The sequence below is a fragment of the Mycolicibacterium llatzerense genome, assembly GCF_000878195.1.
GTDB lineage: Bacteria > Actinomycetota > Actinomycetes > Mycobacteriales > Mycobacteriaceae > Mycobacterium > Mycobacterium llatzerense.
Genome location: NZ_JXST01000033.1, coordinates 40,531 through 65,241, shown reverse-complemented (window position 1 = coordinate 65,241; position 24,711 = coordinate 40,531). Strand labels below are relative to the sequence as shown.

Sequence of the window (24,711 nt, the reverse complement as noted above, 5' to 3'; positions counted from 1 at the left end):
GCTCGCGCCGAACCTAAGGCGGCACAATGGGTGCTGATGACCATGAACGCCAAACGCCGCCGCGCGCACGACAAGCTCGCGGCGCTGCCCGGGGTGCGGTCGGTGCGGCGACCGGTCCGGTCAAGTGGTGCAGAGGAATTCGATCTGTTCTATGTGCGGACCGGGCCGCCGGCTGAGCATCCGCTGGTGATCATTCCGGGCGGGCCGGGGGCGGCGTCGATCGGGCATTACCGGAATCTGCGCCGGCGTGCGACCGCTGCCGGTCTGGACGTCATCATGGTCGAGCACCGTGGCATCGGGATGTCCCGGCACGACGACGCCGGCGCGGACCTGCCTGCGGAGGCGCTGACCATCGAGGCCGCGGTCGACGACATCGCGGCGGTTCTGGACGACGCCGGCGTCGAGTCCGCGGTGGTCTACGGCACGTCGTACGGCAGCTACCTGGCGGCGGGCGTCGGCGTGCGTCACCCCGATCACGTGCACGCGATGGTGCTCGACTCACCACTGCTCTGCGCCGACGACATCGACGCGGTGCGCGACGCCACCCGGGCGGCGTTCTGGGACGGCACGACTCCGTCGACCGAGGGTCTGGCCAGCACCATGCGCGGGTTGTCGGCGGACGGAAAACTCACACCCTGGGTGGTGCAATTGGCGACCGGGCTGTACGGCCTGGTCGGGCCCGACGTACTCGAGCAGCAGCTCGAATTGCTGCTCACGGGACGGGGCCTGCTGTGGCATGCCATCGGGCACAGCACCAAGCTGCTGTTCGAGAGCAAGACGCCATACCGGCATGAACCTGACCTGGTCGAGCACATCGGCTACCAGGAGCTCAACTATGCCCCCGAGCCCGACGGCCTGCCGATCGACCCGGCACTGGCGTACCGCGAATCCGCCACCGGCGACCCGGAATTCGTCGCCGAACCGTTCGACCTGGTGGCCGCGATGCCGGCATTCGACTGGCCTACCGTGGTGATCTCCGGCGGCCGGGATCTGATCACGCCACCCGCCGTGGCGCAGCGGGTCGCTGCACTGATCCCAGGCGCTGTCCTGCTGGAACTGCCCAGTGCGGGCCACAGTGTGCTCGACATGCGGGAGGGCTCGGCACTGACCATCGCCGCCTCGGTATATGCCGGCGACTATGCCGAATTACCCGACCGGGCAACAGAATTGGACAACGCACCGTTGGATTTCCCGGTGCGCCTGATGATTCGGGGCATCGCTACGGCCGCGGCCGCCGAGTCGTTGGTGCCGGCCGGGCTGCCACGGGCCATCCGGCAGCTCAGGACTTGGTGAATCCGATCGTCATGTAGTTCAGGTCGCCAAGGCCCGCCGGCCCGAAGTTGGCCAAAGTGCTTCGGACCGCGACATTTCCGGGGGACTGGGCGAGCGGCAGACTGAAGGTTTCAGCCCACAGCATGCGGTCCAGTTGATTGGCCAGCGCCTGCGCCTTGGCTGGCTCCAATTCGTCGAGGGTCTGTTCGATCTTGGCGTCGATCTCGGGTGTGCCGACCTTGCCGAAGTTGCTCTCGCCGTCGGAGGCATAGATCTGGGTCAGACCGCTCAAGGGAAATGCGTCGCCTTGCCAGGCGAAGGCGGCGATGTCGAAGTTACCGGGAATGATGTACTGGCTGAACAGATCTGCGCCCGAGGACACCACCAAATCAAGCCGGACGCCGATGTCGGCGAGCGTCTTCTGGGCGATCTGCCCGATCTGCCGGCCCCCGGAGGCGTCATAGAAGACAAGCCGCACGGTCAACGGCCGGCCGTCTTTCTCGCGTACCGAGCGGCCCGCCGGCAGCTTCCAGCCCAACGAGTCGAGCTCGTTCCGTGCCGCCACCGGGTCGAAAGGCGTCCCGCCGCTGTTGTTCTGGTAGCCGGCTTGGCCTGCGACGTAGATGTGGTTGTTCAGCGGTACCGGGTTGTCGACCAGGCCGTGCTGGAGGACGGTGACGATGGTCTGGCGGTCGATGCCCATCGCAATCGCGTGGCGCAGCGCCGGGTCGTGCAGGATCGAGCCGGGCGCGCCATTGAAGGTCAGGTGCGACCAGGTGGGGCCTGGCGCGGTGCGGATGTCGACACCTTTGGTGCGTCGGGCGCGCACCATGTCGTCGAGTGACCCCAGCCCGGTGGCGTCGATGGCGTTGTTCTGCAGCGCCGGGATGCGTGCCGAATCGTCGAGCACGAGGAACGTGATGCTGTCCAGCAGCGGCCGGGCGCCCCACCATCGAGGGTTGCGGGTCAACGTGATTCGCTGCGCACCGCGGTCGACGTTCGAGATGACGAACGGACCCGCCGACGGCCCCGGCTTGGTCAGCTGCCCCTTGTTGAACACCTCGGGATCGGTCGTGGACACCTTCGGCAGCAGCATGCCGTTGCCCGCGAACATGCCGCGCCAGTCGGCGTAGGGCCGGGTGAACGTCATGACCGCCTGCCGGTCGTCCACGCCGCGGGTCACCGAGGCCACCCGCTCGCTGCCGTTGGGGCTGGCGATCTGGAACCTCGGGTCCTTGCCCGTCGTCGCGGTGACCTGGGCGGCGATGTCTTCCCAGGTGAGTGGGGTGCCGTCGCTCCACACCGCCTTGGGGTTGATGGTGTAGGTGACCACCTGCGGGTTGGTGCTGGTCAGCTGGATGTCGGTGAAATAGTTGTGGTTGACGGTTGTCGAACCGTCGGGGCCGACGACGAAGGCCCGCGGCAGGGTCGGCCTGAGGATCGAGGCGGTATCGACGGTGTTGCCGTCGATGTTCAGCGTGTTGAAGTTGTCCGGAAACGCGGTGAGCGCCAGGCGCAGATTCCCGCCGTCCATCAGGGTGGCGGGGTCTCGCGGGTTGAGGTCGTTCGCCGCGCCGAGTTTCGGTGCGCCGGCACTGGACCCGCTGTATTCACTCGAGCAGCCGCCCAGTGCGGCGACCAGCGCGACGATGGACACCAGCACAACGAGCAACCGACCGCGACGGGAACCCATCACTCTCCTCCCGGTTGCGGCACGGCATTGAGCAACCGCTGGGTGTAGGGATCCTGCGGGTCACCGAAAACCGCTGCGGCGTCGCCCTGTTCGACGACGGCGCCCTTGTACATCACGGCCACGGTGTGGGCCAGGTGCCGGACCACCGAAAGATCATGCGAGACAAACAGATACGAGAGGTCGAAGCGCTGCTGTAGGTCGAGCAACAGGTTGATGATGCCCGCCTGGATCGACACGTCGAGCGCCGACACCGGTTCATCGAGCGCCAGAATCTTGGGCTGACGCGCCAGTGCCCGGGCGATGCCGATGCGCTGTTTCTGGCCCCCGGAGAACTCGGCGGGATAGCGGGCGGCGTCCTCGTGCCGAAGGCCGACGATGCCGAGCAGTTCGGTGACGCGGTCCTCGATGCGGCTCTTGTCGAAGCCGCCGACCCGCAACGGTTCGGCCAGGACGTCGAACACCGGCAGCCGCGGGTCCAGCGCCGCAACCGGGTCCTGGAACACCACCTGCAGGTCGCCGCGCAGTTCCCGCCGCGTGTCGCGGTTCAGGCCGGCCACATCGTGGCCGAGCACCGTGATCGAACCCGATTGCGGCGCGGTCAGATTCAGAATCTGATGCAGCGTGGTGGTCTTGCCGGAGCCAGATTCGCCGACGATGCCCAGGGTGCGGCCCTGCTGCAGCTGCAGGCTGACACCGTCGACCGCACGCAGCTCGCCGGTCTTACGCCGCAGCATCCCGCCGCTGAGCTTGAAGGTCTTGACCAGGTCGCTGACCGCGAGCACCACCGGCCGGTCGACGTCGTCCTCGGCAACGACCTCGGGTTCGGTTGCCACCCCGTAGATTTCGGCTGCACTGCGGCCCGTCACCTGGTCGGTGTGGATGCACGCGGCAGCGTGCCCGGGAGCGATGTCGAGCAACGCAGGCTCAGCCGCCCGGCAGTCGTCGTCGGCGAGCGGGCAGCGCGGCGCGAACGGGCAGCCCAGCGCCAGACTGGCCATCGACGGCGGGGAGCCGGGGATCGGCACCAGCCGCGAGCCCTGCTGTGCGTCGAGTCGAGGCACCGATCCCAGTAGACCGACGGTGTACGGCATCACCCGGTCGCGGTACAGGTTCGACACCGGCGCCTTCTCCACCGCCCGGCCGGCGTACATCACCATGGCGCGGTCGGCGAATTCGGCGACCACACCCAGATCGTGCGTGATCATCAGCACCCCGGCACCGGTGACGTCGCGGGCGGTGCGCAGCACGTCGAGAATCTGCGCCTGCACGGTGACGTCGAGGGCCGTGGTGGGTTCGTCGCAGATGATGAGGTCGGGGTCGTTGGCGATCGCGGTGGCGATGACGACGCGCTGCCGCTCGCCACCCGACAGCTCGTGCGGGAACGCCCGAGCGCGGGCCGCGGGCTGCTTGATGCCGACCAGCTCCAGCAACTCGACCGCCCGCTTGCGCGCGGAACGCCGGTCCACCGAACGGTCATGCACGCGAAGGGCTTCGGCGATCTGGTCGCCGACGGTATATACCGGGGTGAGCGCTGACATGGGATCCTGGAACACCGTGCCGATCACGCGGCCACGTACCTCGGACATGGCGTCGTCGTCGAGCCCGACGAGCTGCTTGCCCTGAAGTTTCACCGAACCGGTCACCTGGGCGTGTTCGGGCAGCAGCCCCACGACCGCCATGGCCGTCGCCGATTTACCGGCGCCGGATTCGCCGACCAAAGCCAGCACCTCGCCAGGGGCGATGTGAAAGTTCATGCCCCGCACCGCCGAGACGTCCTCGTCGGAGGTCTGGAAACTGACGGTCAGGTCGCGGACCTCGAGCAATGGCGTGCTCATCGCTTCACCACCCGCCGGCGCGGCCGTGCCGAGGGATCGAGCGCGTCACGCAAGCCGTCGCCGATGAGATTGGCGCACAGCACGATCAGCACCAGCACCCCGGCCGGGAACAGGAACACCCAGGGGAATGTGGTGACCGACGGGGTGCCGTCGGCGATCAACGTGCCAAGCGACACATCGGGTGGCTGCACACCGAAACCCAGGTAACTCAAACCGGTTTCGGCCAGGATCGCCAAACCGACGTTGAGGGTCGTGTCGATGATCAGGATGGACGCCACGTTCGGGATGATGTGCCGGGCGATGATCCGGGCATTGCTGACGCCCATATACCGTGCGGCCGTGACGAACTCGCGTTCGCGCAGGCTCATGGTCAGGCCGCGCACCATGCGCGAGCTGATCATCCACGAGAATGCCGCCAGCAGGATCACCAGCCACAGCACCGTGCTCTCGTGCCGGATGCGGGGCGTCACGACCGCGATCAGGATGAAGCCGGGGATCACCAGCAGCAGGTCGACGATCCACATCAGCACCCGGTCTCGCCAGCCACCGAAGTAGCCCGCCACCGAGCCGACCGTCGCCGCGATGACTGTCGAGATCACCGCCACGCAGACGCCGATCAGCATCGATTTCTGCATGCCCCGCAACGTCTGCGCGAGAATGTCCTGGCCAAGGGCGTTCGTGCCGAACAGGTGCCGGCCGTCCGGCGGTTGCAGCAGGGCGTTGAAGTCCATGTCGGTGTACGCGTAGGGGAGCAGCGGCGGCAGCGCGTAGCAGCCGACGAAGAGAGCCACCAGCAGCACGAGCGAGACCACCGCGGGCCGGTTGCGGACGAACCGCCGCGCGACCAGCGTGCGCCGGGAGGCGAATCGGGCGCGGGGCAGCCCCATCTGGATGCTCATGAGACCCGCACCCGCGGATCGAGGGCGGCGTAGACGACGTCGGACAGTAGCCCGCCGATCAGGATCGTCGTCCCGGAGAACAAGGTGAACGCGGCGACGATATTGGCGTCCTGGCCGTTGATGCCCTGCACCATCCACTCACCCATGCCATGCCAGCCGAAGATCTTCTCGACGAACACCGCACCGGTGACCAGGCCCGCGACCCCGTAGGCGAACAACGTGGCCATCGGGATCAACGCGGTGCGCAGGCCGTGCTTGAACAGCGCCTGGCGCCGGGTCAGGCCCTTGGCGCGGGCGGTCCGGATAAAATCCTGCCCGAGTACGTCGAGCATCGCGTTGCGCTGGTAACGGCTGTACCCGGCGATGGCGCCGAGCGCCAGCGTTGTGGTCGGCAGCACCAGGTGCTGCAGCCGGTCGACGAACCCGTGCCAGCCGCCCGCTGCGTAGGGCGAGGTTTCGCCGGTGTACTGGAACAGTTGGAAGCCCAATACCTCGTTGACGCCGAGTGCGCCCAGAATCAGCAGGTTGGCGATGACGAACGTTGGTGCACTGAGAATCAGCAGGGCCAGCACGGTAACGGTCCGATCGGACAGGCGGTACTGCCGGATGGCGCCCCACGCCCCGATGATCACGCCGATGATGGACCCGAGGATCGACCCGATGGCCACCAGCCGCAGGCTGGTCCACACCCGTCGTCCCAGCTCTTCGGAAACCGGTTGCCCGGTAACGGTTTTTCCGAAGTCCCCGTGGACCGCGCCGGATACCCAGTGGGCGTAGCGCGGCAAGAGCGACTTGTCGAGGCCGAGGTCGTGTGCCTTGGCGTCGATGACCGATTGCGGCGGGCGGGGGTTGCGCTGCAGCAGGTTGTCCAGCGGGTGGAAGGTCACCGACGTCAGCGCGAAGGTCAGGAACGTCGCCAGCGTCAACAGGATCGCGTAGTTGAACAATCGGCGGATCAGGAACCGCGTCATGGGCCGCTCGCTGGAAACCGCATCTGGACAGGTTAAGAGATCCCGGCGCACTAGCGCGGGATTGGCGCCCGATGGCCGCGGCCACCCTGTTCCTGAGCTGGTGACCAGACCAGTTCTGATTCGGTGGAATACCTGACGGTCGGGGCGACTTGAAAATACATGGCCGGCTGCGTGCCCCAATGGTGTGGCGAAATCGTGGCAGATCGCGTCTAGGTGGGAGACCCGCGATGAGTCAAACCAAGAATTCTGAAGCAAACAACAAGTGGGCCATCGGCGTTATCGCCGGGAGCATGATCTTCGGTGTCACGACTCTTGTGTTTGTTGGAGCGCAGGCACAGTCCCTGCAATCGACATCGGCCAACGGCACCTCAGTCAGTTCCGTTGTCAGCGCCACGACGGTTGGGCCGATCATCAGCGCCGCGCCGGCGATCACCGGGCCCGCTCCGCTGTACCCGGGCCAGGACCCAGGCTGATGAAGTCTGGGCCGTGGCGCAGATGCCTCCGCCGCGACCCAGACTCGAATCACCGGGCTATGAAGGGCGAACTGCCAGAAGCGATTCAGTGCGTTGCCAGATTGGCGCGCTTGACTTGAGGCATATGACCGGCCGCGCGCCCCGACGGCGCGGCGCAGCGCAGTGGTCCCAAGTACACGGGAGGCAAGCCATGAGTCGAACAGAGACTTCCGGCATCAGCATGAAGTGGGCAATCGCCCTCATCGGTGGCAGCACAGTGATGGGTGCGGCGGCGGTGTGTGCCGGCATGGTGGCAGGCCCATCGGAGACGATGAATGCCAACACCACGTTGATTTCCACCACCACGACCGCACCGGTCACCTTCGCGGCGCCCTCGATCACGGGTAAGGCGCCGCTGTTCGTCGGACAGTCGCCCGACACCAACCCCCAGGGCTAGCGGCTAATCTCGCGTTTCGGCGGATCGAGATTCACAGCTCGCACATAGAGTTGTCACAGTACTGGCCCACACCGGCGCGAATAATGGAGCTGTGACAGGTCCCAGCAGCACCGCCCGTGACAGTGAAGCCCAGCGCGTCGTCATGCACCGCGCCGACGGCAAACCGATCAACGTCCTCGTGGTCGACGACGAACCCGTCCTGGCCGAGCTCGTCTCCATGGCGTTGCGCTACGAAGGCTGGGATATCGCCACAGCCGGCGACGGTGCCACCGCGATTTCGCTGGCCAAGGACAACCCGCCCGACGTCGTCGTGCTGGACGTCATGCTGCCCGACATGAGCGGGCTCGACGTACTGCGCAAGCTCCGCGAGCAGATTCCCGGACTGCCCCTGCTGCTGCTGACCGCGAAGGATTCGGTCGAGGACCGCATCGCCGGCCTGACCGCGGGTGGCGACGACTACGTCACCAAACCGTTCAGCATCGAAGAAGTGGTGCTGCGCCTGCGTGCGCTGCTGCGGCGCACCGGGGTGGCCAACGAGGCCGGTGGCGCGCAGATCGTCGTCGGCGATCTGGTGCTCGATGAGGACAGTCACGAGGTGACGCGCGCCGGTGAGCAGATCACCTTGACCGCCACCGAGTTCGAGCTACTCCGGTACATGATGCGGAACTCCAAGCGGGTGCTGAGCAAGGCGCAGATCCTCGACCGGGTGTGGAGCTACGACTTCGGCGGCCGCTCCAACATCGTTGAGCTGTACGTGTCCTACCTGCGCAAGAAGATCGACAGCGGACGCGACCCCATGATCCACACCCTTCGTGGCGCCGGATATGTCCTCCGACCTGCCCGCTGAGGCGGCCGGCACGCGGATCTGGCAGCCGCGGACCTGGTCGCTGCGGGTCCGGCTGCTGGTCACCCAGGTGTTGCTGCTGGCACTGGTCATCATCGGGGTCGGCGCGGCGACCGAGTTTGCGCTGCAACGCTTTCTGCTGCACCAGTTGGACGATCAGGTGCTGGAGGCGGGCCGGCGCTCGGCAGCCATCTTCGAACTGCCGCCACCGCCGATGGCCCCGCCACTCACCGGCGGCGTGCCGCGCCCGTCCATGGACCCGCATTTCCGGATGCGGTTCGACCCCGAGGCCGGCCCCGGCCCGGGCTTCCTCAACGCGCCTGGGCAGGCCGTCGGCACCGTCGGGGCGGTGGTGTTCCGTGGCCAGGTCGATGCGGGCGTCATCACCTCCGAGGGCAGTCGCAACTCGGTAAGCACCACGGCCACAGCGCAATTGGCGCAGATACGGCCGGATCGCAAGGTTCGGACCATCGACATCGACGGGCTGGGCAGCTACCGCGTCATCGGTCTGCATCCCCGGCACGGCGGTCCGCAGACCATCGTGACAGGCCTGCCCACCAGGCATGTCGACAACACCCTGCTGTGGGTGCTCGGCATGTTCTGCGCGGTGGGGGCGTTGGCGCTGATCGGGGCGACGGTGGTCGGGGTGTGGATCATCCGGCGCCAACTCGCCCCGCTGTCAAGGGTGGCCGCCGCCGCGCGCGACGTGGCCGACCGCGAACTGGACCGGGGCGAGGTACAGCTGCCGGCGGAGATCGTGCACGTCGACCCGGTCGCCGCGCACACCGAGGTCGGCCAGTTGGGTTCGGCGCTGAACCGCATGCTGGACCGGGTCGCCGGCGCGCTCGCGGCCCGTCATGCCAGTGAGACGCGGGTACGCCAGTTCGTGGCAGACGCCAGTCACGAACTCCGCACCCCGCTCGCCGCGATCCGCGGCTATACCGAACTGGCGCAACGCAAGAGCGACCAGCTGCCCGACGACGTCGCCCACGCGATGAACCGCGTCGAATCCGAGACTGCGCGCATGACCCGGCTCGTCGAGGACATGCTGCTGCTGGCCCGGCTCGACGCGGGTCGGCCGCTGGAAATGGAGACCGTCGACCTGTCCCAACTGGTCGTCGACGCCGTCAGCGACGCCCACGTCGCCGGTCCCGATCACGACTGGTCGCTGGACCTGCCCGACGAACCGGTCACCATCGAGGGTGACCCGGCGCGGCTGCACCAGGTGCTGGTGAATCTGCTGGCGAATGCGCGCACGCACACGCCGGCGGGCACGTCGGTGACGATCGCCCTGTCCGCTGATTCGGACGCCACGGTGATCAGCATCGCCGACGACGGTCCGGGCATTCCAAAAACCTTGCAGCCCGAGGTGTTCGAGCGGTTCGCGCGCGGTGACTCGTCGCGGTCCCGACAGGCCGGCAGCACCGGGCTGGGACTGGCGATCGTCGCCGCGGTGGTCAAGGCGCACAGCGGCACCATCAGCGTCGACAGCCGACCAGGAGCGACGGTATTCATGGTGCGCCTGCCCGCTGGCCCGGCAGATTCAGCCTCACAGCCACCGCATAGCGTCGCCTCGACATCCGCCTAACCAGCGCACTCACAATCAGACTGGTGACTCCTGTACTACGCCGCCCGCTGGGCGAGCGACTCCAGCTCGGACTGCTGCTGGCGGGTACCGCTGTGTTGTACCTGTGGAACCTGTCGGTGAGTGGTTGGGCCAACAGTTTCTATTCAGCCGCGGCACAGGCCGGAGCCAGCGACTGGACCGCAATGTTGTTCGGCGCCAGCGACTCCGGCAATGCCATCACCGTCGACAAGACCCCGGGTGCACTGTGGGTGATGGACCTCTCGGTGCGGCTGTTCGGGCTCAGCTCCTGGAGCATCCTGGTGCCGCAGGCCGTGATGGGAGTGGCCGCGGTCGCGGTTCTGTATGCCGCCGTGCGCCGCGCTGCAGGGCCTGCCGCCGCTTTGATCGCCGGTGCGGTGTTCGCGCTGACGCCGGTGGCCACCTTGATGTTCCGGTTCAACAACCCCGACGCACTCTTGGTGCTGCTTCTCGTGATCGGTGCGTACTGCGTGCAACGCGCCTGCGAAAAAGACGCGGGCCGTTGGTGGTTGATCGCCGCGGGGGTGGCCGCCGGGTTCGCGTTCCTGGCCAAGATGCTGCAGGCGTTCCTGGTGCTGCCGGCCTTCGCGGCTGCGTACTTGGTGGCCGGGCCGCCGTCGGTGCGTACCCGGCTGTGGCGCCTGCTCGGGGCCGCCGTGGCGATGATCGTCGCCGGCGGCTGGTACCTGCTGCTGGTCGAATTGTGGCCCGCGTCGTCGCGCCCATATGTCGGTGGATCGCAACACGATTCGATCATCGAACTGGCGCTGGGGTACAACGGCGTCGGCCGGCTCAGCGGAAATGAGCCCGGCGGACTGGGCAACCCGAACTTCGACGTCGGGTGGGACCGGCTGGTGGGTGCGAGCATGGGCAGCTACGCGGGCTGGCTCCTGCCGGCAGCGCTGATCTGTCTGGTCGCCGGATTGGTGCTCACCCGGCGGGCGCCGCGAACCGATCCGACCCGGGCCGCCCTGATCCTGTGGGGCGGGTGGCTGGTGTTCACCGCCGCGGTGTTCAGCTTCGCCAACGGCATCGTGCACCAGTACTACACGGTCGCGCTGGCTCCGGCCATCGGCGCGTGCGTCGGTATCGGGTCGATCCTGTTGTGGCGCAACCGCACTGCGTGGCAGGCCCGGCTGACCATGGCGAGCACCGTGGTGGCCACGGCGGCGCTGGCCGCGATTCTGCTGGGCCGCGGTGAGGTGACCTGGTTGCGGACGTCGGTACTGATCGTGGGCGCGGTCGCCGCACTGCTGCTGCTCGCGCCGCCACGATTCGGACCCGCGCGCCTGGCGGCGGCCACGGCGGTCCTGGTCTGCCTGGCCGCCCCAACCGCGTATTCGATTGCCACCGCGAAGGTTTCGCATACCGGGGCAATGCCGTCCGTGAGCGGTCCCGGCGGGCACAGTGCCGGCTGGGGGCCACGGCCCGGACACGGCAAGGCCTCGGCCGGTGGATCGGGCCGTGCGATGGGCGCACCACCGCAAGGGTTTCGGCCGGGCGGTGGGCTCCTCGATTCGCCGGTTCCAGGGGCCGCCTTGACCACGCTGTTGGGCAACGATGCCGCGCACTACCGCTGGGCGGCCGCCGTCGTCGGCTCCAACAACGCCGCCGGCTATCAGCTGGCGGCCCGCGTCCCGGTGATGGCGATCGGTGGCTTCAACGGCACCGATCCAGCGCCCACGCTCGCGCAGTTCCAGCAGTACGTCGCGGCCGGTCAGGTCCACTACTTCGTCGAGGGCGATGTCAAGATGGGCTGGGGACCGCATGGCCAGGACGACGGCAAGCAGGAATCTCAGCAGATCGCCACGTGGGTCAGCGAGCACTTCACCGCCACCACGGTCGACAACACCGTTGTCTACGACCTGACCCGCCCGGCTCGAAACACATAGCTTCCGCATAGCTTCACCCAATGGCGGCCTAAAGCTGTGGCCGAAAAATCAGTGTCATGACAAACCTGCTCGAGAGCGACACGGAACGCCGCTTCACCACCCGCCAGAATGCCGCGGTTGTTGCTCAGGCCGCCGGCGTGCCGGTGCTGGACGTCGTGGTCCCCGTCTACAACGAGCAGGTCGCACTGCCCGGCTCGATCCGCCGGCTGCACCGCCACCTGGAAGAGCACTTCCCGTACCCGGTGCAGATCACCATCGCCGACAACGCGAGCATCGACGACACCCCACGGGTCGCAGCCGAGCTCGCCGCCGAACTGGACAACGTCCGCGTCGTGCGACTGGAGCTCAAGGGCCGCGGTCGGGCGCTGCACGAGGTGTGGTCGCACTCGCCGTCTCCCGTGCTGGTCTACATGGACGTCGATCTCTCCACCGATCTGGCCGCCCTCGGCCCGCTGGTGGCCCCGCTGATCTCCGGCCACTCCGACCTGGCGATCGGCACCCGGCTGGCCCGGTCTTCCCGAGTCGTGCGGGGACCGAAGCGGGAGTTCATCTCGCGCTGCTACAACCTGATCCTGCGTGGCGCCCTGTCTGCGAAGTTCTCCGACGCCCAGTGCGGCTTCAAGGCCATCCGGGCCGACGTGGCCCAGGCGCTGCTGCCGCTGGTCGAAGACACCGGCTGGTTCTTCGACACCGAGCTGCTGGTACTCGCCGAGCGCACGGGCCTGCGTATCCACGAGGTCCCGGTCGACTGGGTCGACGATCCCGACAGCCGGGTGGACATCATCGCCACCGCCGCCGCGGACCTCAAGGGCGTCGGCCGGCTGCTGCGCGGTTTCGCCAACGGCAGCATCCCGGTGAATACCATTGCCGCTCAGCTGGGTTCGTCGACCAAAGCGGCCGCGCCCGGCTCGCTGCTGCGCCAGGTCGTCCGGTTCGGGACCATCGGCGTCGCGTCGACCCTGGCTTACCTGCTGCTGTTCATGATGATGCACACGGCGCTCGGCGCGCAGACGGCCAACCTGGTCGCCCTGCTGCTCACCGCGATCGTCAATACTGCTGCCAACCGGCGCTTCACTTTCGGCGTCACGGGCGGGGGAGCCGCGAGTGCGACCCGGCATCAATTCGAAGGATTGATCGTCTTCGGTATCGCCCTGGGTATCACCAGTGGCGCGCTGGCGGGGCTGCATGTGTTCGCGCCGCACGCCCACCATCTTCTCGAACTGAGTGTGCTGGTGGCCGCCAACCTGGTTGCGACCGCGGTGCGGTTCGTGCTGCTGCGCGGTTGGGTGTTCCACCCACGGCGTTCAAATTAGGGTGTTCCACCCAGTGCACGAATTGACCTGCGTACCAACTGTTTCAGAGGAGACCCACTCGTGATCGCCACTGCACCCACCGTCGCTCAGCTGCCGAAGGCCGGCCGCGGACCGGCAATCTGGGCCCGCCCGGTCTGGGAACGGTCCGCACTGCTGACCCTGCTGGCCGGGACGGCAGTGCTGTACCTGTGGGCGCTCGGCTCGTCGGGCTGGGCCAACTCCTACTACGCCGCCGCGGCCCAGGCCGGTACCCAGAACTGGGAAGCGCTGCTGTTCGGCTCGTTCGACGCAGGCAACGCCATCACGGTCGACAAGCCGCCGGCCGCCTTGTGGCTGATGGGCCTGTCGGGCCGGCTGTTCGGATTCAGCGCGTTCAGCATGCTGCTGCCACAGGCACTGATGGGTGTGGCCGCCGTCGGGATGCTCTACGCGACCGTCCGCCGCACCAGCGGCGCGGCCGCGGGCCTCCTGGCCGGCCTGGTCCTGGCGGTGACTCCCGTTGCGGCCCTGATGTTCCGGTTCAACAACCCCGACGCGCTGCTCGTACTGCTACTGATCACCGCGGCCTACTGCACCGTGCGGGCCATCCAGTCCACCGACTTCGCGGTGTCCGCCCGGTGGATGGCGCTGACCGGCGCGGTCGTCGGCTTCGCCTTCCTGACCAAGATGCTGCAGGCCTTCCTGCCGGTGCCGGGGCTCGCGCTCGCGTTCCTGGTCGCCGCGCCCTTCAGCGTGGGACGCCGCGTCGGCGCGCTGCTGATATCCGTTGTGGCCCTGGTGATCTCGGCCGGCTGGTACATCGCGCTGGTCAGCCTGTGGCCCGCCGACGCCCGCCCGTACATCGCCGGGTCCTCCGACAACAGCCTGCTGCAATTGGCCTTGGGTTATAACGGCATCGAGCGGATCACCGGCGGTGACCGACCCAGCGGCGGGCCCGGCGGGGGCATGCGCGACAACCTGTTCTTCGGCGGGCACGCCGGCATCACCCGGCTGTTCGGCCCGTCGATGGGTGTCGAGGTGTCGTGGTTGCTGCCTGTGGCGTTGATCGGTCTGGTGCTGCTGCTGTGGACGAGTCTCCGTGCTCTGCGCGCAGGCGGTCCTGGTGCAGCGCGTCCTAACCTGCTTCGTGCCGGTGTATTGCTCTGGGGCGGTTGGCTTCTGGTGACCGGTGCGGTGTTCAGCTTCATGGACGGCACGGTGCACCCGTATTACAACGTCGCGCTCGCCCCTGCGGTCGCCGCGCTGGCGGGTATGACGGTCACGCATCTGTGGCAGCGCCGAGGCAAATTGTCGGCACGCCTGCTGCTCGCGTTGCTCCTGGTCGGCTCAGCTGGGTGGGCGTTCGCGCTGCTGTCCCGTACCCCGGATTGGATGCCCGCCCTGCGCTGGAGCATCGCGGTGGTGGCCGTCCTGGCGGCCGTGGCCATCGTGGCGGTCGGAGCGCGCCCCGGACGGCTCACGGCGGTCATCGCCGGCATCGCGATCGCCGCGGCCCTGGCCGGCTCGGCGTCGTTCACGCTGTACAACGTCGCGCAAGCCCACAGCAGTGGGCCTGGCTCGATGTCCGGTCCGCCGCGGCCCGGCGGCGATGCCTGGCCGGGCGGCGGTCCTGGCGGCCCCGAGCGTGGCGGCCCCAATGCCGAACTCGAGAACCTGATCCGTGGTGCTGACAACCGCTGGGCGGCCGCCACGGTCGGGTCCTTCCAGGCCGGCGATCTGGAATTGAGCACCGGCAAGTCGTTGATGGCCATCGGCGGATTCTCCGGCGGCGACAATGCACCGACCTTGGCGCAGTTCCGCCAGTACGTCGAGGACGGCCAGATTCACTACTTCATCGTGGGTGATCACAAGCGCGGACCCGGGCCCGGCGGTCGGGAACGGGGGAGCGCCGCGGAGATCACCGCGTGGGTCACCGGGCATTTCGCCAAGCTCAACGTCGGCGGCGCCACCGTCTACGACCTCGAGGCGCCCCACTGATCTCGGCGGGTCAGCCGATCTTGTAGGTGCCGACGGCCTTGGCTACCGGGTCACCGGACGGCGTCGAGACCTCGACTTCGCAGTGCACCAAGGACTTTCCGCGATGCAGGACGCGGCCGACGGCGATCAGGTCGGTGGACCGGGCCGGTGCCAGGTACTGGACCGACATCGAGATCGTCACGCCGCGCAGCGATTCCGGTGCCTGTTCGGTCGACCATGCCGCAGCCATCACGGTGACATCGGCCAGCGCCGCGATCGCGCCGCCGTGCACCATGTCGGCGAGCGTGGTGTTGGACGGATCCCACGGCATCCGCAATCGCACCTCGGGGGCGTCGAGCGCCTCGGCGACGATGCCCAGCTTGGCGACCAGTGGGGACTGCGGGATGAACTGCGCCATGACCTCGGCGCCGGTACTCGGGCTCATGGAGTCGAAGTCTTCGCTCGGCTGCTCGCCGGATCAATTACCTGCCAGGTAGTGATGGTGCTGACGTGTCTGTCGCTGCGGACTGATCTCGGTGGTTACAACCGTTGACACCGCAGGACCGGGCACGTAAATTCTGACCATGGTTCTTAACTTGACCAGTTCTACCAACTTTACGGGGAAATGATGACCGTCACTCCCGACGCCGCCGAGGCGTCCAAGGTGGACCACCGGGCCGCCAAATACGAATTGAGCCATCTGCGATCGCTGGAGGCCGAGGCCATCCACATCATCCGCGAGGTCGCCGCGGAGTTCGAGCGGCCGGTGCTGCTGTTTTCCGGTGGCAAGGACTCGATCGTGATGCTCCACCTGGCCATCAAGGCGTTCGCGCCCGGCCGGCTGCCGTTCCCCGTCATGCACGTCGACACGGGTCACAACTTCGAAGAGGTCATCGCCACCCGCGACGCCCTGGTCGCGAAGCACAGCCTGCGCCTGGTCGTGGCCAGCGTGCAGGAGGACATCGATGCCGGACGCGTCGTCGACAACGGTCCGTCGCGCAACCCGCTGCAGACCGTGTCGCTGCTGCGCGGCATCCGCGAGAACAAGTTCGACGCCGCCTTCGGTGGCGCCCGGCGCGACGAGGAGAAGGCCCGCGCCAAGGAGCGCGTCTTCAGCTTCCGCGACGAGTTCGGTCAGTGGGACCCCAAGAACCAGCGCCCCGAGCTGTGGAACCTGTACAACGGCCGGCACCGCAAGGGCGAGCACATCCGCGTCTTCCCGCTGTCGAACTGGACCGAGTACGACATCTGGGCCTACATCGGCGCCGAGGAGATCGCGCTGCCGAGCATCTACTACGCGCACGAGCGCCAGGTCTTCGAGCGCGACGGCATGCTGCTGGCGGTGCACGAATTCCTGAAGCCGGGCGAGAACGAACCGGTGATCACCAAGACCGTGCGGTTCCGCACCGTCGGTGACGTCACCTGCACCGGTTGCGTCGAGTCGGAGGCTTCGACTGTCGAAGAAGTCATCGCCGAGACCGCGGTGTCCCGACTGACCGAGCGCGGCGCAACCCGCGCAGACGACCGGATTTCTGAGGCCGGCATGGAAGACCGCAAGCGGGAAGGCTACTTCTGATATGGCAACGTTGCTTCGTATCGCCACTGCCGGTTCGGTGGACGACGGTAAGTCCACGCTGATCGGCCGGCTGCTCTATGACAGCAAGGCCGTCATGGAAGACCAGCTGGCCGCCGTCGAGCGCACCTCCAAGGAACGCGGCCACGGGTACACCGACCTCGCTCTGGTCACCGACGGCCTGCGTGCCGAGCGGGAACAGGGCATCACCATCGATGTCGCCTACCGCTACTTCGCCACGGCCAAGCGGAAATTCATCATTGCCGACACCCCGGGGCACATCCAGTACACCCGGAACATGGTCACCGGTACCTCGACGGCGCAGCTGGCCATCGTGTTGGTCGACGCCCGCCACGGTCTGCTGGAGCAGTCGCGCCGGCACGCCTTCCTGGCCTCGCTGCTTGGCATCCAGCACATCGTGCTGGCCGTCAACAAGATGGACCTGATCGATTGGGACCGTGAGCGTTTCGAGACGATCCGCGACGACTTCCACGAGTTCGCCGCCCGCCTCGACATCAAGGACGTCACCACCATTCCGCTGTCGGCGCTGACCGGCGACAACGTGGTGACCAAGTCGGACAAGACGCCGTGGTACGAGGGACCGGCCCTGCTGGCGCACCTCGAAGAGGTGTACATCGCCGGTGACCGCAACCTGAAGGACGTGCGGTTCCCGGTCCAGTTCGTGATCCGGCCGCAGACCCACGAGCACGCCGACCACCGCAGCTACGCGGGCACCATCGCCAGTGGCGTCATGCGCCCCGGCGACGAAATCGTCGTTCTCCCAGCGGGAAAGACCAGCACCATCACCGCGATCGACGGACCCACCGGGCCGGTCGACGAGGCGTTCGCGCCGATGGCGGTGTCGGTCAGCCTGGCCGACGACATCGACATCTCGCGCGGCGACATGATCGCCCGTGTGCACAACCAGCCGCACACCACGCAGGAATTCGACGCCACGGTGTGCTGGATGTCCGATGACGCGACGCTCGAGCCGGGTCGGGACTACATCATCAAGCACACCACCCGCACCACGCGGGCCCGGGTGACTGACCTGGACTACCGGCTGGACGTCAACACCCTGCACCGGGACAAGAGCGCAACGGCGTTGAAGCTCAACGAACTTGGCCGCGTCACGCTGCGCACGCAGCAACCGCTGCTGCTCGACGAGTACTCGCGCAACGCGGTGACCGGCTCGTTCATCCTGATCGACCCGGACACCAACGGCACCGTCGCGGCGGGCATGGTGCGCGAGACCACGCCGGCCGCCGGCCGGGCTGCCACCCCGAATGCGGTGCGGCACGCCAACCTCGTCACTGCCGAGGACCGGTTGTCCAAGGGCAGCACGGTGTGGTTCACCGGCCTGTCCGGCTCGGGCAAGTCGTCGGTGGCGATGCTGGTGGAGCGCAAACTGCTCGAATTGGGCCGTCCCGCCTACGTTCTCGATGGTGACAACCTGCGCCACGGGCTGAACGCGGACCTGGGCTTCTCCATGGCCGACCGCTCGGAGAACCTGCGCCGCCTGGCCCACATCGCCACGCTGCTCGCCGACTCGGGCCAGATCGTGCTGGTGCCGGCGATCAGTCCGCTCGAAGAGCACCGCGAGCTGGCGCGAAAGGTCCACACCGACCAGGGATTCGAGTTCTTCGAGGTGTTCATGGACACCCCGTTGGCCGACTGCGAGGCCCGGGACCCCAAGGGCCTCTACGCCAAGGCGCGTGCCGGTGAGATCACGCACTTCACCGGTATCGACAGCCCGTACCAGCGGCCGAAGAACCCGGCTCTGGCTCTGGTGCCGGGTGACCTGGATGCCCAGGCGCAGCGCGTCGTCGACCTGCTGGTGGGCCGGTGATGATCGATCACGAAGTCGCCGAGCGATTGGCCACCCGCGCGGGTGACCTGCTCCTGGACGTGCGGGCCGAGTTCGCCACAGCTGACGCCGCCGAGCGGAAAGCCGCGGGGGACAAGCGCTCTCACGAGTTCTTGATGACGGAGCTCGCCCGGCTGCGGCCGAACGACGCGGTGCTGTCCGAGGAAGCAACCGAGGAAGAGCGGGCCAACAGCGCCCGCCTGACCTCCGACCGCGTGTGGATCATCGACCCGCTCGACGGCACGCGCGAGTTCTCCGAACTGGACCGGGACGACTGGGCCGTGCACGTGGCGTTGTGGGAATCCGGCGAGCTGGTTGCCGGCGCCGTGGCGCTGCCCGCGCAGAACACCACGCTGCACACGCCCGAGGTGGCCGCGCCCCGCGCGGTCGACGGGCCGCCGCGCATCGTGGTGTCGCGTACCCGCCCGCCGGCCGTCGCGCTCGCAGTGCGGGACGCGCTCGACGGGGTTCTGGTCGAAATGGGTTCGGCGGGGGCCAAAGTCGCGGCCGTGATCCAGGGCCGGGCCGACGTCTACGTGCACGCCGGTGGTCAGTTCGAGTGGGACTCCGCGGCTCCGGTCGCGGTGGCCCGCGCCGCCGGACTGCACACCTCGCGCATCGACGGCTCGCCGTTGGTCTACAACCGCGAGGACCCGAAGCTGCCCGACCTGGTCGTGTGCCGGCCAGAACTGGCCGAGCGAGTACTGGCGATCACTTCGACGCAGTAGCCTCCGCGAGATTGACGAAATGGCTGTGGGAACGCTTGTTCCCGCAGCCATTTCGGCTATTTGGGTCGGCCTTGCGTTGATCCTGCACCCTGGGCCTTCGCTACTCGAACTTTGTGAACGTCAGCGCACGGTCAACGCCCACAAGGCTTTTGCTTGTCGAGTGCCCAGCACGAGCGCGTACTGAAGCCTCGACATGAACCCGACTGCAGTACGGACGGTCTGCTGATGGTTATTGCAATCAGGGACCCCTGACGGCCCGAAAAAGTACCTGGCCTCAAAAACGAGCGTCGAGAGTGCCGCGTGATTGAAGCTGCGGATTTCTCGTGAGAGGACTTTCTCTGACGGCTACGTCGACGCGGTGACCGGCAGCGGCGCATCCGACGGCGTCCGTGCCACGGTGCGCACCGCCACCACGCACGCCACCGCAATGCCGAAGCACATCGCCGTGTACCACAGGCTGCCGATCGGATCTCCGTGTGCGGTAACGCCATTGACCGCGCCAAAGTAGTCCGGCAGCGCGCTGAGCCAGAGAACTGCCATGATCACCAGGTAGGCGATGCTGTAGCCGACCAACCACGGCGGGCTCACATAGCGTGGTTCGGTCGGGCTGGCGGCGGTGCTGCGCAGTCGGCGCCATTGGGTGACCAGTGCCCAGATTGCCACGGCACAGACAGCCACTAGTTCGGCGGCGTAGGCGATGCCACCGGCGGTGGAACTCCCCGTCACGCCGCCGATCACGGTCGCGGGCAGCGGCAGGATTGCGGTGCCCAAAGAAGCCAACACCCCGGCCACCACAGTGCGCCAAGCGATCTGGATACCGGTGAAGCGGCGGCCCCGGTCGGCGTGGCGGCCGACGAAGAACTGCACACACAGCGCCAGCGACATCGGCCACAGCGCGGCGAAGACCACCACGCTGGGCAGCGGCACGGAGTCGAACATCGGCTGGTTCATCGGGTTGTGCACCGACCATTCCCACCACCGCAGTTGCGGGCCCAGGTGGTCGAAGATCTCGTAGAACGCGTGGTGGACGAAGCCCACGCACACGGCGCCGACCAGGGTGCCGTAGCGGCGGAAAACCCCTAGGCTGCGGACGATTTCGAACGCGACGGTAGCCATCATCGGGTAGATCGCCACGATGTACAGCGGCAGTCGTCCCCACAGGAAGTCCACCGTGAACACATTGTGCGCGAACATGGTGTCGACGCGATCGGCGATGCCGAAGGCGGCCGGGAAGTACAGCGGCGGTTCGATGATCAACAAGTAGGCCACCGCGCCGAACCACAATGCGATGTTGGTGGCGTCACCGTGGCGACGGAGCCGGATGATCGCGTAGACGAGGGTCAGCACCGCGCCGGTGATGACAGTCAACTCGAGGACCGGCAGGGTCCAGTTCTCCAGCTGGAGGGGATTGCGGATCTCGAGCAGGCCGCCCGCCGTCTGACAGGAAAACCCCAGGCGCCCAGCGAGATCAGCGAACGTTGCCGAACACAGGTCAGACATGGGCGCTCTGCTTTCCGGCGGTGTACCAGTGGGTGACGTCGTAGCCGGCGTCGTAGCGTTCGAACCATTCGGCCGCCAGTGCGGGCAGCTTCTCGTGCTCCGGGTTGTGACCCGGGATCTGGCTGCGCACAATGCCCGACAGCGCCACCAGTTGCTCCCGGACCGGGAGATCGTGGAAGGCGCTGGCGAACGGCCCGAAGTCAGGGATGCGGCCCAGCCGCTTCAGAATGGTGTTCTTGCGGCGTTCGAGCGCGAATGCTGACAGAGCGTCGACCTTGCGGACTTCCAGCGGCAGATGCTTGTTGAACCCGTCGCACGCCAGCCGCACGACGTCCATCACGTGCTTGAAGATCGAGGGCGCCACGCGCATGCGGTACCACGGATCGTCGACGAGGCCGTTGTAGATGATCAGCGCCGAGCTCCGGTGCTCGACCTCTTCGACGAAGTGCCACAGGAACAATGACGCGACCCGGTCGTCGCCCGGCGCGAACAGCGTGTCGTCGTGGTCGAGCATCAGCTTGAACACGGGCGTGAACGTCGCCTCCAGGTCGGCGGTGTAGGCCAGCCGATATTTGAGGGGCTTGTTGGCGACGAGATCGTCGAACGCGGCGATCACGTCGTCGAGCGTCTCTTTGAGCTCCGGGTGGGCCTTGATGAGGCCTCGGGCATGTGCGCGATGGGCCATCGAATGCTGGCCCTCCTGCCGGACGAACGCCTCGGCCTCCTCGGCGATCACCGGGTCGGTCAGCAGCGGCTTGGCCTCGGCCATGGTGCTGACGATCATCTTCTCGAACGCAATTGCCAAGAAGGACACGGCATTTGCCATCGCGGAGAAGGCGGGGTTGGTCTCGTTCCAGAGGAACGGCACGGGGTGGTCCGCGAAAGCGAACCGCATCTTGCGGACCTGGAGATCGGTCACAGGGCACCTCGTTCAGTAATCATACAAAGGATGTCTTGTTTGTATGGTTACAGTGTCGACGCGATCCGTCAATGCCCGGGTGGGGTCCGACGTGTACCGTCCGGCGAATGGCACGCAAACGTCGCGGTTGGGGTGGGGAGCCGCCCGCCGACGACGAAGAGGCGACGCGGCGCATCGTCGCGGCTGCGGTCGAGTTGCTGTCCACGACGGGCACGGCGATCACCATCGCCGATGTCGCCGAGTCGCTCGGAGTCATCCGGCAGACGGTGTACCGCTACTTCCCGACGGCCGACGAGCTGATGCGGGCTGCCGCGATCGCCTCGGTTGCAGGCTTTTTGGACCAGCTCAGCGAGCACGTGCGGGGGATCCACGATCCGGCCGACGCGATGACAGAGGGTGTCCTCTACACACTCGACGCGGTGACCCGCACGCCGCATCTGGGCATCCTGATGTCGGCGCCGTACGTCGGCGCGCACAGCAGCGACCTGGCTTCTGCCGAGGCGCAGGACTTCGGCATGCAGATGATCACCCGATTCGACGTCGACTGGGCCAGTTATGGATACGACGACGTGGCGCTGCGTGATCTGGTCGAATTCACGCTGCGCATCATGCTGTCCTACTTCCTGGCGCCGGCCGGAGACGGACGAACTCCCGAGGAGTTGCGGGCTTTCATCCGGCGTTGGCTGGGCGCCGCGATCCTGGGGCAGCAGGGCTGAGCTAGCGGTGGCGATAACTGCCGGTCAGGGCTAGTTTGGGTTCGTATGAGCACACATCTGTCCACTCGTCGGTTGATGGCCGCGGCCGGAGGCGCCGCCCTTGTTGCGATGGGGGTGCTCACCGCAGGTTGTAGTAGCAACGGCGGGCAATCGCCCTCCACGACGACCACGACCACCACGACCTCTCCCTCGCCGACGGCGACAGAGAAGAGCATCAGCCCTACCGGCGGCAACCTGTTCACGCCAGGGGTCACCGCGCCGGGTGCGCCGAGCGTGGCACCTGGTCTGCATCCGGGTATCAACGGCAACAATTAGTGGTTGAAAGCCGTTTCGGCTGAAGCTATTCGGATTGCCTCGACTGACCATGTCGAGTTTGTCCGCGAGCGCAGTGTCCACCGGTACGCTCACCAATATGACCCGCCCGACTCTGCGTGAATTGTCCAGTCTCCCTGTCGAACCCGTTAGCCTCGCGGACTCGGCTCTCGTGCTGATCGACTGTCAGAACACCTACACGCACGGGGTGATGGAACTCGAGGGAGTGCAGGCCGCACTCGATGAGACCGCTGCACTGCTCGACCGGGCCCGCACCGCCGGCATTCCCGTCATTCATATCCAGCACGACGACGGACCGGGGTCGCTCTACGACATCCGCGCCGATATCGGTGCCATCGTCGATCGGGTGGCTCCGCGCGGCGACGAGCCGGTGATCGTCAAGCAGTACCCGAACTCGTTCGTGCAGACCGAACTAGATGAGCGGCTCAAGGCCCTCGGTGCGTCGAACCTGGTGCTGGCCGGGTTCATGACGCACATGTGTGTGAACTCCACCGCCCGTGGCGCGTTCAGCCTCGGGTACGCACCGACGGTCGTGGCTGCCGCGACGGCGACCCGCACCCTGGCCGGCCCCGACGGTCAGCCGGTGCCGGCTGCGGCGCTGCAAGCGGCGAGCCTCGCCGGGCTGGCCGACCTGGTGGCAGTGGTGGCCCCCAACGCAGCCGCTATTCCGGACTAATCCGACCTGAAATGGCATGATTGGCTGATGCGGATGTCAGCCAAGGCGGAGTACGCCGTCCGCGCCATGGTCGAACTGGCCGCCGCCGACGCGGGTGCGCTGGTCAAAACCGACGACCTGGCCAAGGCACAGGGCATCCCGGCGCAGTTCCTGGTCGACATCCTCACCAACCTGCGTACCGACCGTTTGGTGCGCAGCCACCGCGGCCGCGACGGCGGCTACGAGCTGGCCCGCCCGGCCGCGGACATCAGCATCGCCGACGTCCTGCGCTGCATCGACGGTCCACTGGCCAGCGTGCGGGACATGGGGCTGGGGGACCTGCCGTACTCCGGACCGACGGCCTCGCTCACCGATGTGTGGCGGGCGCTGCGGGCCAGCATGCGTTCGGTGCTCGAACAAACCAGCCTGGCCGACGTGGCCACGGGCCACCTGCCCAACCACGTCAGCGCGCTGGCGGGGGACTACCGGACGCAGGAAGCCCGCCGCGGCCACTAGCCGGCTACTTCCCGCGAGCGTGCGCTAACTGCCCGCCGCGGCGATCCCCGCGATCAGCATCCGCAGGCCGCCGTCGAAATCGTCCTCGACTGACACGGTGACGGCCACCTCGGACAGCGCGGCGATGTGCGGGTGCTGGGCCCCGGCCGCCGACCCGATACGGGCTGCGGTTTCGGCGGCGTCGCCGGAAAACGGTCCGGCCAGCTGGGCCTGCGCTGATCCCGTGACCAGCCCGAGTACCGCGTGAAAAGCCGACAGCCGGTTGGCGTCTGACAGCCCTGCGCGCCCCAACGCGCCGACCAGGGCGTCGGCAATGCCAAATCCTGTTGCCGAATTCATCCGCCGGGTCAGGACCAACGGGATGGCTGCCGGATGCGCCCGAACCCCGCGCCACATCGCCGACGCCGTCGCATGCACGTCGGCCGCCCAGTCGTCAGTCGGTTCGGGGACGACGATGCCGGCCGCTACCGCGGCGACGACCAGTTCCTCCAGGCCTTCCTTGTCGGCGACGTAGTTGTACATCGTCATCGGACCGGTCCCGAGTGTGCTGGCCAGGCTCCGCATGCTCAGCGCCGACAATCCCGATTCATCGACGATTCGCAGTGCGGCCGAAGCGATTTCGTCCCTGGTGAACCGTGCGCGCATGAGCAACCCCTTGACAAGTACGTCGTACGTGTTGAAGTGTAGTTCATACGTACAACGTACTTATGTGAG

At 67.2% G+C, this 24,711-nt stretch carries 23 protein-coding genes; 15 read left to right on the top strand and 8 right to left on the bottom strand.

Features of this window, described 5'->3' with window-relative positions; genetic code table 11:
- Positions 1 to 36 precede the first annotated feature (36 nt).
- Positions 37 to 1,293 (top strand): alpha/beta fold hydrolase, encoded by a 1,257-nt coding sequence (locus tag TL10_RS21285; RefSeq protein ID WP_043987210.1) that lies wholly within the window; start codon positions 37 to 39, stop codon positions 1,291 to 1,293.
- Here the strand turns inward: TL10_RS21285 and TL10_RS21280 are convergent.
- From TL10_RS21280 to TL10_RS21265, 4 genes are read right to left on the bottom strand one after another with little or no spacing between them, the layout of a single operon-like run.
- A complete protein-coding gene (locus TL10_RS21280) occupies positions 1,280 to 2,965 on the bottom strand; it encodes an oligopeptide ABC transporter substrate-binding protein OppA (protein ID WP_043987192.1) in 1,686 nt (561 codons plus the stop codon). The two genes, TL10_RS21285 and TL10_RS21280, sit on opposite strands and share 14 nt — an antisense overlap.
- A complete protein-coding gene (locus TL10_RS21275) occupies positions 2,965 to 4,800 on the bottom strand; it encodes an oligopeptide ABC transporter ATP-binding protein OppD (RefSeq protein WP_043987190.1) in 1,836 nt (611 codons plus the stop codon). The genes TL10_RS21280 and TL10_RS21275 overlap by 1 nt, the downstream gene beginning before the upstream one ends.
- A complete protein-coding gene (locus tag TL10_RS21270) occupies positions 4,797 to 5,699 on the bottom strand; it encodes an oligopeptide ABC transporter permease OppC (RefSeq protein ID WP_110789172.1) in 903 nt (300 codons plus the stop codon). Before TL10_RS21270 ends, TL10_RS21275 begins: the two co-directional genes overlap by 4 nt.
- Complete coding sequence (locus TL10_RS21265) at positions 5,696 to 6,670, bottom strand: oligopeptide ABC transporter permease OppB (protein ID WP_043987188.1); 975 nt, start codon at positions 6,668 to 6,670, stop codon at positions 5,696 to 5,698. The genes TL10_RS21270 and TL10_RS21265 overlap by 4 nt, the downstream gene beginning before the upstream one ends.
- Before the next feature lie 227 nt (positions 6,671 to 6,897).
- Here TL10_RS21265 and TL10_RS21260 point away from each other — a divergent pair, with 227 nt between their 5' ends.
- The 7 genes from TL10_RS21260 (at position 6,898) to TL10_RS21230 (ending at position 15,211) form a co-directional block, all read left to right on the top strand.
- On the top strand, positions 6,898 to 7,143 hold the full coding sequence (locus TL10_RS21260; RefSeq protein WP_043987187.1) for a hypothetical protein: 246 nt from the start codon (positions 6,898 to 6,900) through the stop codon (positions 7,141 to 7,143).
- A 190-nt stretch (positions 7,144 to 7,333) separates the two neighbouring features.
- Positions 7,334 to 7,579: a hypothetical protein gene (locus TL10_RS21255; RefSeq protein ID WP_131630782.1), complete on the top strand. Its 246-nt coding sequence runs from the start codon at positions 7,334 to 7,336 to the stop codon at positions 7,577 to 7,579.
- A gap of 142 nt (positions 7,580 to 7,721) precedes the next feature.
- On the top strand, positions 7,722 to 8,426 hold the full coding sequence (locus tag TL10_RS21250; RefSeq protein WP_043397151.1) for a response regulator transcription factor: 705 nt from the start codon (positions 7,722 to 7,724) through the stop codon (positions 8,424 to 8,426).
- Complete coding sequence (locus tag TL10_RS21245; protein ID WP_043987207.1) at positions 8,404 to 10,011, top strand: sensor histidine kinase; 1,608 nt, start codon at positions 8,404 to 8,406, stop codon at positions 10,009 to 10,011. Before TL10_RS21250 ends, TL10_RS21245 begins: the two co-directional genes overlap by 23 nt.
- Positions 10,012 to 10,025: 14 nt before the next feature.
- Positions 10,026 to 11,921 carry an ArnT family glycosyltransferase gene (locus TL10_RS21240; RefSeq protein ID WP_043987186.1) on the top strand — a complete coding sequence of 632 codons (1,896 nt, stop codon included), beginning with the start codon at positions 10,026 to 10,028 and terminating at the stop codon, positions 11,919 to 11,921.
- Positions 11,922 to 11,977: 56 nt separating this feature from the next.
- On the top strand, positions 11,978 to 13,234 hold the full coding sequence (locus TL10_RS21235; RefSeq protein WP_043987185.1) for a bifunctional glycosyltransferase family 2/GtrA family protein: 1,257 nt from the start codon (positions 11,978 to 11,980) through the stop codon (positions 13,232 to 13,234).
- 60 nt (positions 13,235 to 13,294) lie between these two features.
- Complete coding sequence (locus TL10_RS21230; protein WP_110789171.1) at positions 13,295 to 15,211, top strand: ArnT family glycosyltransferase; 1,917 nt, start codon at positions 13,295 to 13,297, stop codon at positions 15,209 to 15,211.
- A gap of 10 nt (positions 15,212 to 15,221) precedes the next feature.
- Here TL10_RS21230 and TL10_RS21225 read toward each other — a convergent pair whose 3' ends face one another.
- The gene (locus TL10_RS21225) at positions 15,222 to 15,635 is read right to left on the bottom strand and encodes a PaaI family thioesterase (protein WP_043987184.1); all 414 of its coding nucleotides are present in this window, start codon (positions 15,633 to 15,635) and stop codon (positions 15,222 to 15,224) included.
- Positions 15,636 to 15,815: 180 nt separating this feature from the next.
- Here TL10_RS21225 and cysD point away from each other — a divergent pair, with 180 nt between their 5' ends.
- From cysD to TL10_RS21210, 3 genes are read left to right on the top strand one after another with little or no spacing between them, the layout of a single operon-like run.
- Positions 15,816 to 16,766 carry a sulfate adenylyltransferase subunit CysD gene (gene cysD / locus TL10_RS21220; RefSeq protein WP_192830278.1) on the top strand — a complete coding sequence of 317 codons (951 nt, stop codon included), beginning with the start codon at positions 15,816 to 15,818 and terminating at the stop codon, positions 16,764 to 16,766.
- 1 nt (position 16,767) lies between these two features.
- Positions 16,768 to 18,612 carry a sulfate adenylyltransferase subunit CysN gene (gene cysN, locus TL10_RS21215; protein ID WP_043396949.1) on the top strand — a complete coding sequence of 615 codons (1,845 nt, stop codon included), beginning with the start codon at positions 16,768 to 16,770 and terminating at the stop codon, positions 18,610 to 18,612.
- Positions 18,612 to 19,358 (top strand): 3'(2'),5'-bisphosphate nucleotidase CysQ, encoded by a 747-nt coding sequence (locus TL10_RS21210; protein ID WP_043987182.1) that lies wholly within the window; start codon positions 18,612 to 18,614, stop codon positions 19,356 to 19,358. Before cysN ends, TL10_RS21210 begins: the two co-directional genes overlap by 1 nt.
- A gap of 345 nt (positions 19,359 to 19,703) precedes the next feature.
- Here TL10_RS21210 and TL10_RS21205 read toward each other — a convergent pair whose 3' ends face one another.
- Positions 19,704 to 20,858, bottom strand: a complete 1,155-nt coding sequence (locus TL10_RS21205; RefSeq protein WP_043987181.1) for a hypothetical protein — start codon at positions 20,856 to 20,858, stop codon at positions 19,704 to 19,706.
- A complete protein-coding gene (locus tag TL10_RS21200; RefSeq protein WP_043987180.1) occupies positions 20,851 to 21,777 on the bottom strand; it encodes a metal-dependent hydrolase in 927 nt (308 codons plus the stop codon). Before TL10_RS21200 ends, TL10_RS21205 begins: the two co-directional genes overlap by 8 nt.
- A 107-nt stretch (positions 21,778 to 21,884) precedes the next feature.
- Here TL10_RS21200 and TL10_RS21195 point away from each other — a divergent pair, with 107 nt between their 5' ends.
- From TL10_RS21195 to TL10_RS21185, 4 genes are all read left to right on the top strand, one after another.
- Positions 21,885 to 22,493 (top strand): TetR/AcrR family transcriptional regulator, encoded by a 609-nt coding sequence (locus tag TL10_RS21195; RefSeq protein ID WP_043987179.1) that lies wholly within the window; start codon positions 21,885 to 21,887, stop codon positions 22,491 to 22,493.
- A gap of 45 nt (positions 22,494 to 22,538) precedes the next feature.
- Positions 22,539 to 22,808: a hypothetical protein gene (locus tag TL10_RS30290; protein WP_082068031.1), complete on the top strand. Its 270-nt coding sequence runs from the start codon at positions 22,539 to 22,541 to the stop codon at positions 22,806 to 22,808.
- A gap of 97 nt (positions 22,809 to 22,905) precedes the next feature.
- Positions 22,906 to 23,502 carry a cysteine hydrolase family protein gene (locus TL10_RS21190; protein WP_043987204.1) on the top strand — a complete coding sequence of 199 codons (597 nt, stop codon included), beginning with the start codon at positions 22,906 to 22,908 and terminating at the stop codon, positions 23,500 to 23,502.
- A gap of 27 nt (positions 23,503 to 23,529) precedes the next feature.
- Positions 23,530 to 23,997 (top strand): Rrf2 family transcriptional regulator, encoded by a 468-nt coding sequence (locus TL10_RS21185; RefSeq protein ID WP_043987178.1) that lies wholly within the window; start codon positions 23,530 to 23,532, stop codon positions 23,995 to 23,997.
- A 24-nt stretch (positions 23,998 to 24,021) separates the two neighbouring features.
- Here TL10_RS21185 and TL10_RS21180 read toward each other — a convergent pair whose 3' ends face one another.
- Positions 24,022 to 24,642, bottom strand: a complete 621-nt coding sequence (locus tag TL10_RS21180; RefSeq protein WP_043987177.1) for a TetR/AcrR family transcriptional regulator — start codon at positions 24,640 to 24,642, stop codon at positions 24,022 to 24,024.
- Positions 24,643 to 24,711: the final 69 nt, after the last annotated feature.

Excerpts from the sequence above, each read along its gene's own strand:
- TL10_RS21285 (WP_043987210.1), top strand. The coding sequence starts at position 37 with ATGACCATGAACGCCAAACGCCGCCGCGCGCACGACAAGCTCGCGGCG.
- TL10_RS21280 (WP_043987192.1), bottom strand. The coding sequence starts at position 2,965 with ATGGGTTCCCGTCGCGGTCGGTTGCTCGTTGTGCTGGTGTCCATCGTC.
- TL10_RS21275 (WP_043987190.1), bottom strand. The coding sequence starts at position 4,800 with ATGAGCACGCCATTGCTCGAGGTCCGCGACCTGACCGTCAGTTTCCAG.
- TL10_RS21270 (WP_110789172.1), bottom strand. The coding sequence starts at position 5,699 with ATGAGCATCCAGATGGGGCTGCCCCGCGCCCGATTCGCCTCCCGGCGC.
- TL10_RS21265 (WP_043987188.1), bottom strand. The coding sequence starts at position 6,670 with ATGACGCGGTTCCTGATCCGCCGATTGTTCAACTACGCGATCCTGTTG.
- TL10_RS21260 (WP_043987187.1), top strand. The coding sequence starts at position 6,898 with ATGAGTCAAACCAAGAATTCTGAAGCAAACAACAAGTGGGCCATCGGC.
- TL10_RS21255 (WP_131630782.1), top strand. The coding sequence starts at position 7,334 with ATGAGTCGAACAGAGACTTCCGGCATCAGCATGAAGTGGGCAATCGCC.
- TL10_RS21250 (WP_043397151.1), top strand. The coding sequence starts at position 7,722 with ATGCACCGCGCCGACGGCAAACCGATCAACGTCCTCGTGGTCGACGAC.
- TL10_RS21245 (WP_043987207.1), top strand. The coding sequence starts at position 8,404 with ATGTCCTCCGACCTGCCCGCTGAGGCGGCCGGCACGCGGATCTGGCAG.
- TL10_RS21235 (WP_043987185.1), top strand. The coding sequence starts at position 11,978 with ATGACAAACCTGCTCGAGAGCGACACGGAACGCCGCTTCACCACCCGC.
- TL10_RS21225 (WP_043987184.1), bottom strand. The coding sequence starts at position 15,635 with ATGAGCCCGAGTACCGGCGCCGAGGTCATGGCGCAGTTCATCCCGCAG.
- cysD (WP_192830278.1), top strand. The coding sequence starts at position 15,816 with ATGATGACCGTCACTCCCGACGCCGCCGAGGCGTCCAAGGTGGACCAC.
- cysN (WP_043396949.1), top strand. The coding sequence starts at position 16,768 with ATGGCAACGTTGCTTCGTATCGCCACTGCCGGTTCGGTGGACGACGGT.
- TL10_RS21210 (WP_043987182.1), top strand. The coding sequence starts at position 18,612 with ATGATCGATCACGAAGTCGCCGAGCGATTGGCCACCCGCGCGGGTGAC.
- TL10_RS21205 (WP_043987181.1), bottom strand. The coding sequence starts at position 20,858 with ATGTCTGACCTGTGTTCGGCAACGTTCGCTGATCTCGCTGGGCGCCTG.
- TL10_RS21195 (WP_043987179.1), top strand. The coding sequence starts at position 21,885 with ATGGCACGCAAACGTCGCGGTTGGGGTGGGGAGCCGCCCGCCGACGAC.
- TL10_RS30290 (WP_082068031.1), top strand. The coding sequence starts at position 22,539 with ATGAGCACACATCTGTCCACTCGTCGGTTGATGGCCGCGGCCGGAGGC.
- TL10_RS21190 (WP_043987204.1), top strand. The coding sequence starts at position 22,906 with ATGACCCGCCCGACTCTGCGTGAATTGTCCAGTCTCCCTGTCGAACCC.
- TL10_RS21185 (WP_043987178.1), top strand. The coding sequence starts at position 23,530 with ATGCGGATGTCAGCCAAGGCGGAGTACGCCGTCCGCGCCATGGTCGAA.
- TL10_RS21180 (WP_043987177.1), bottom strand. The coding sequence starts at position 24,642 with ATGCGCGCACGGTTCACCAGGGACGAAATCGCTTCGGCCGCACTGCGA.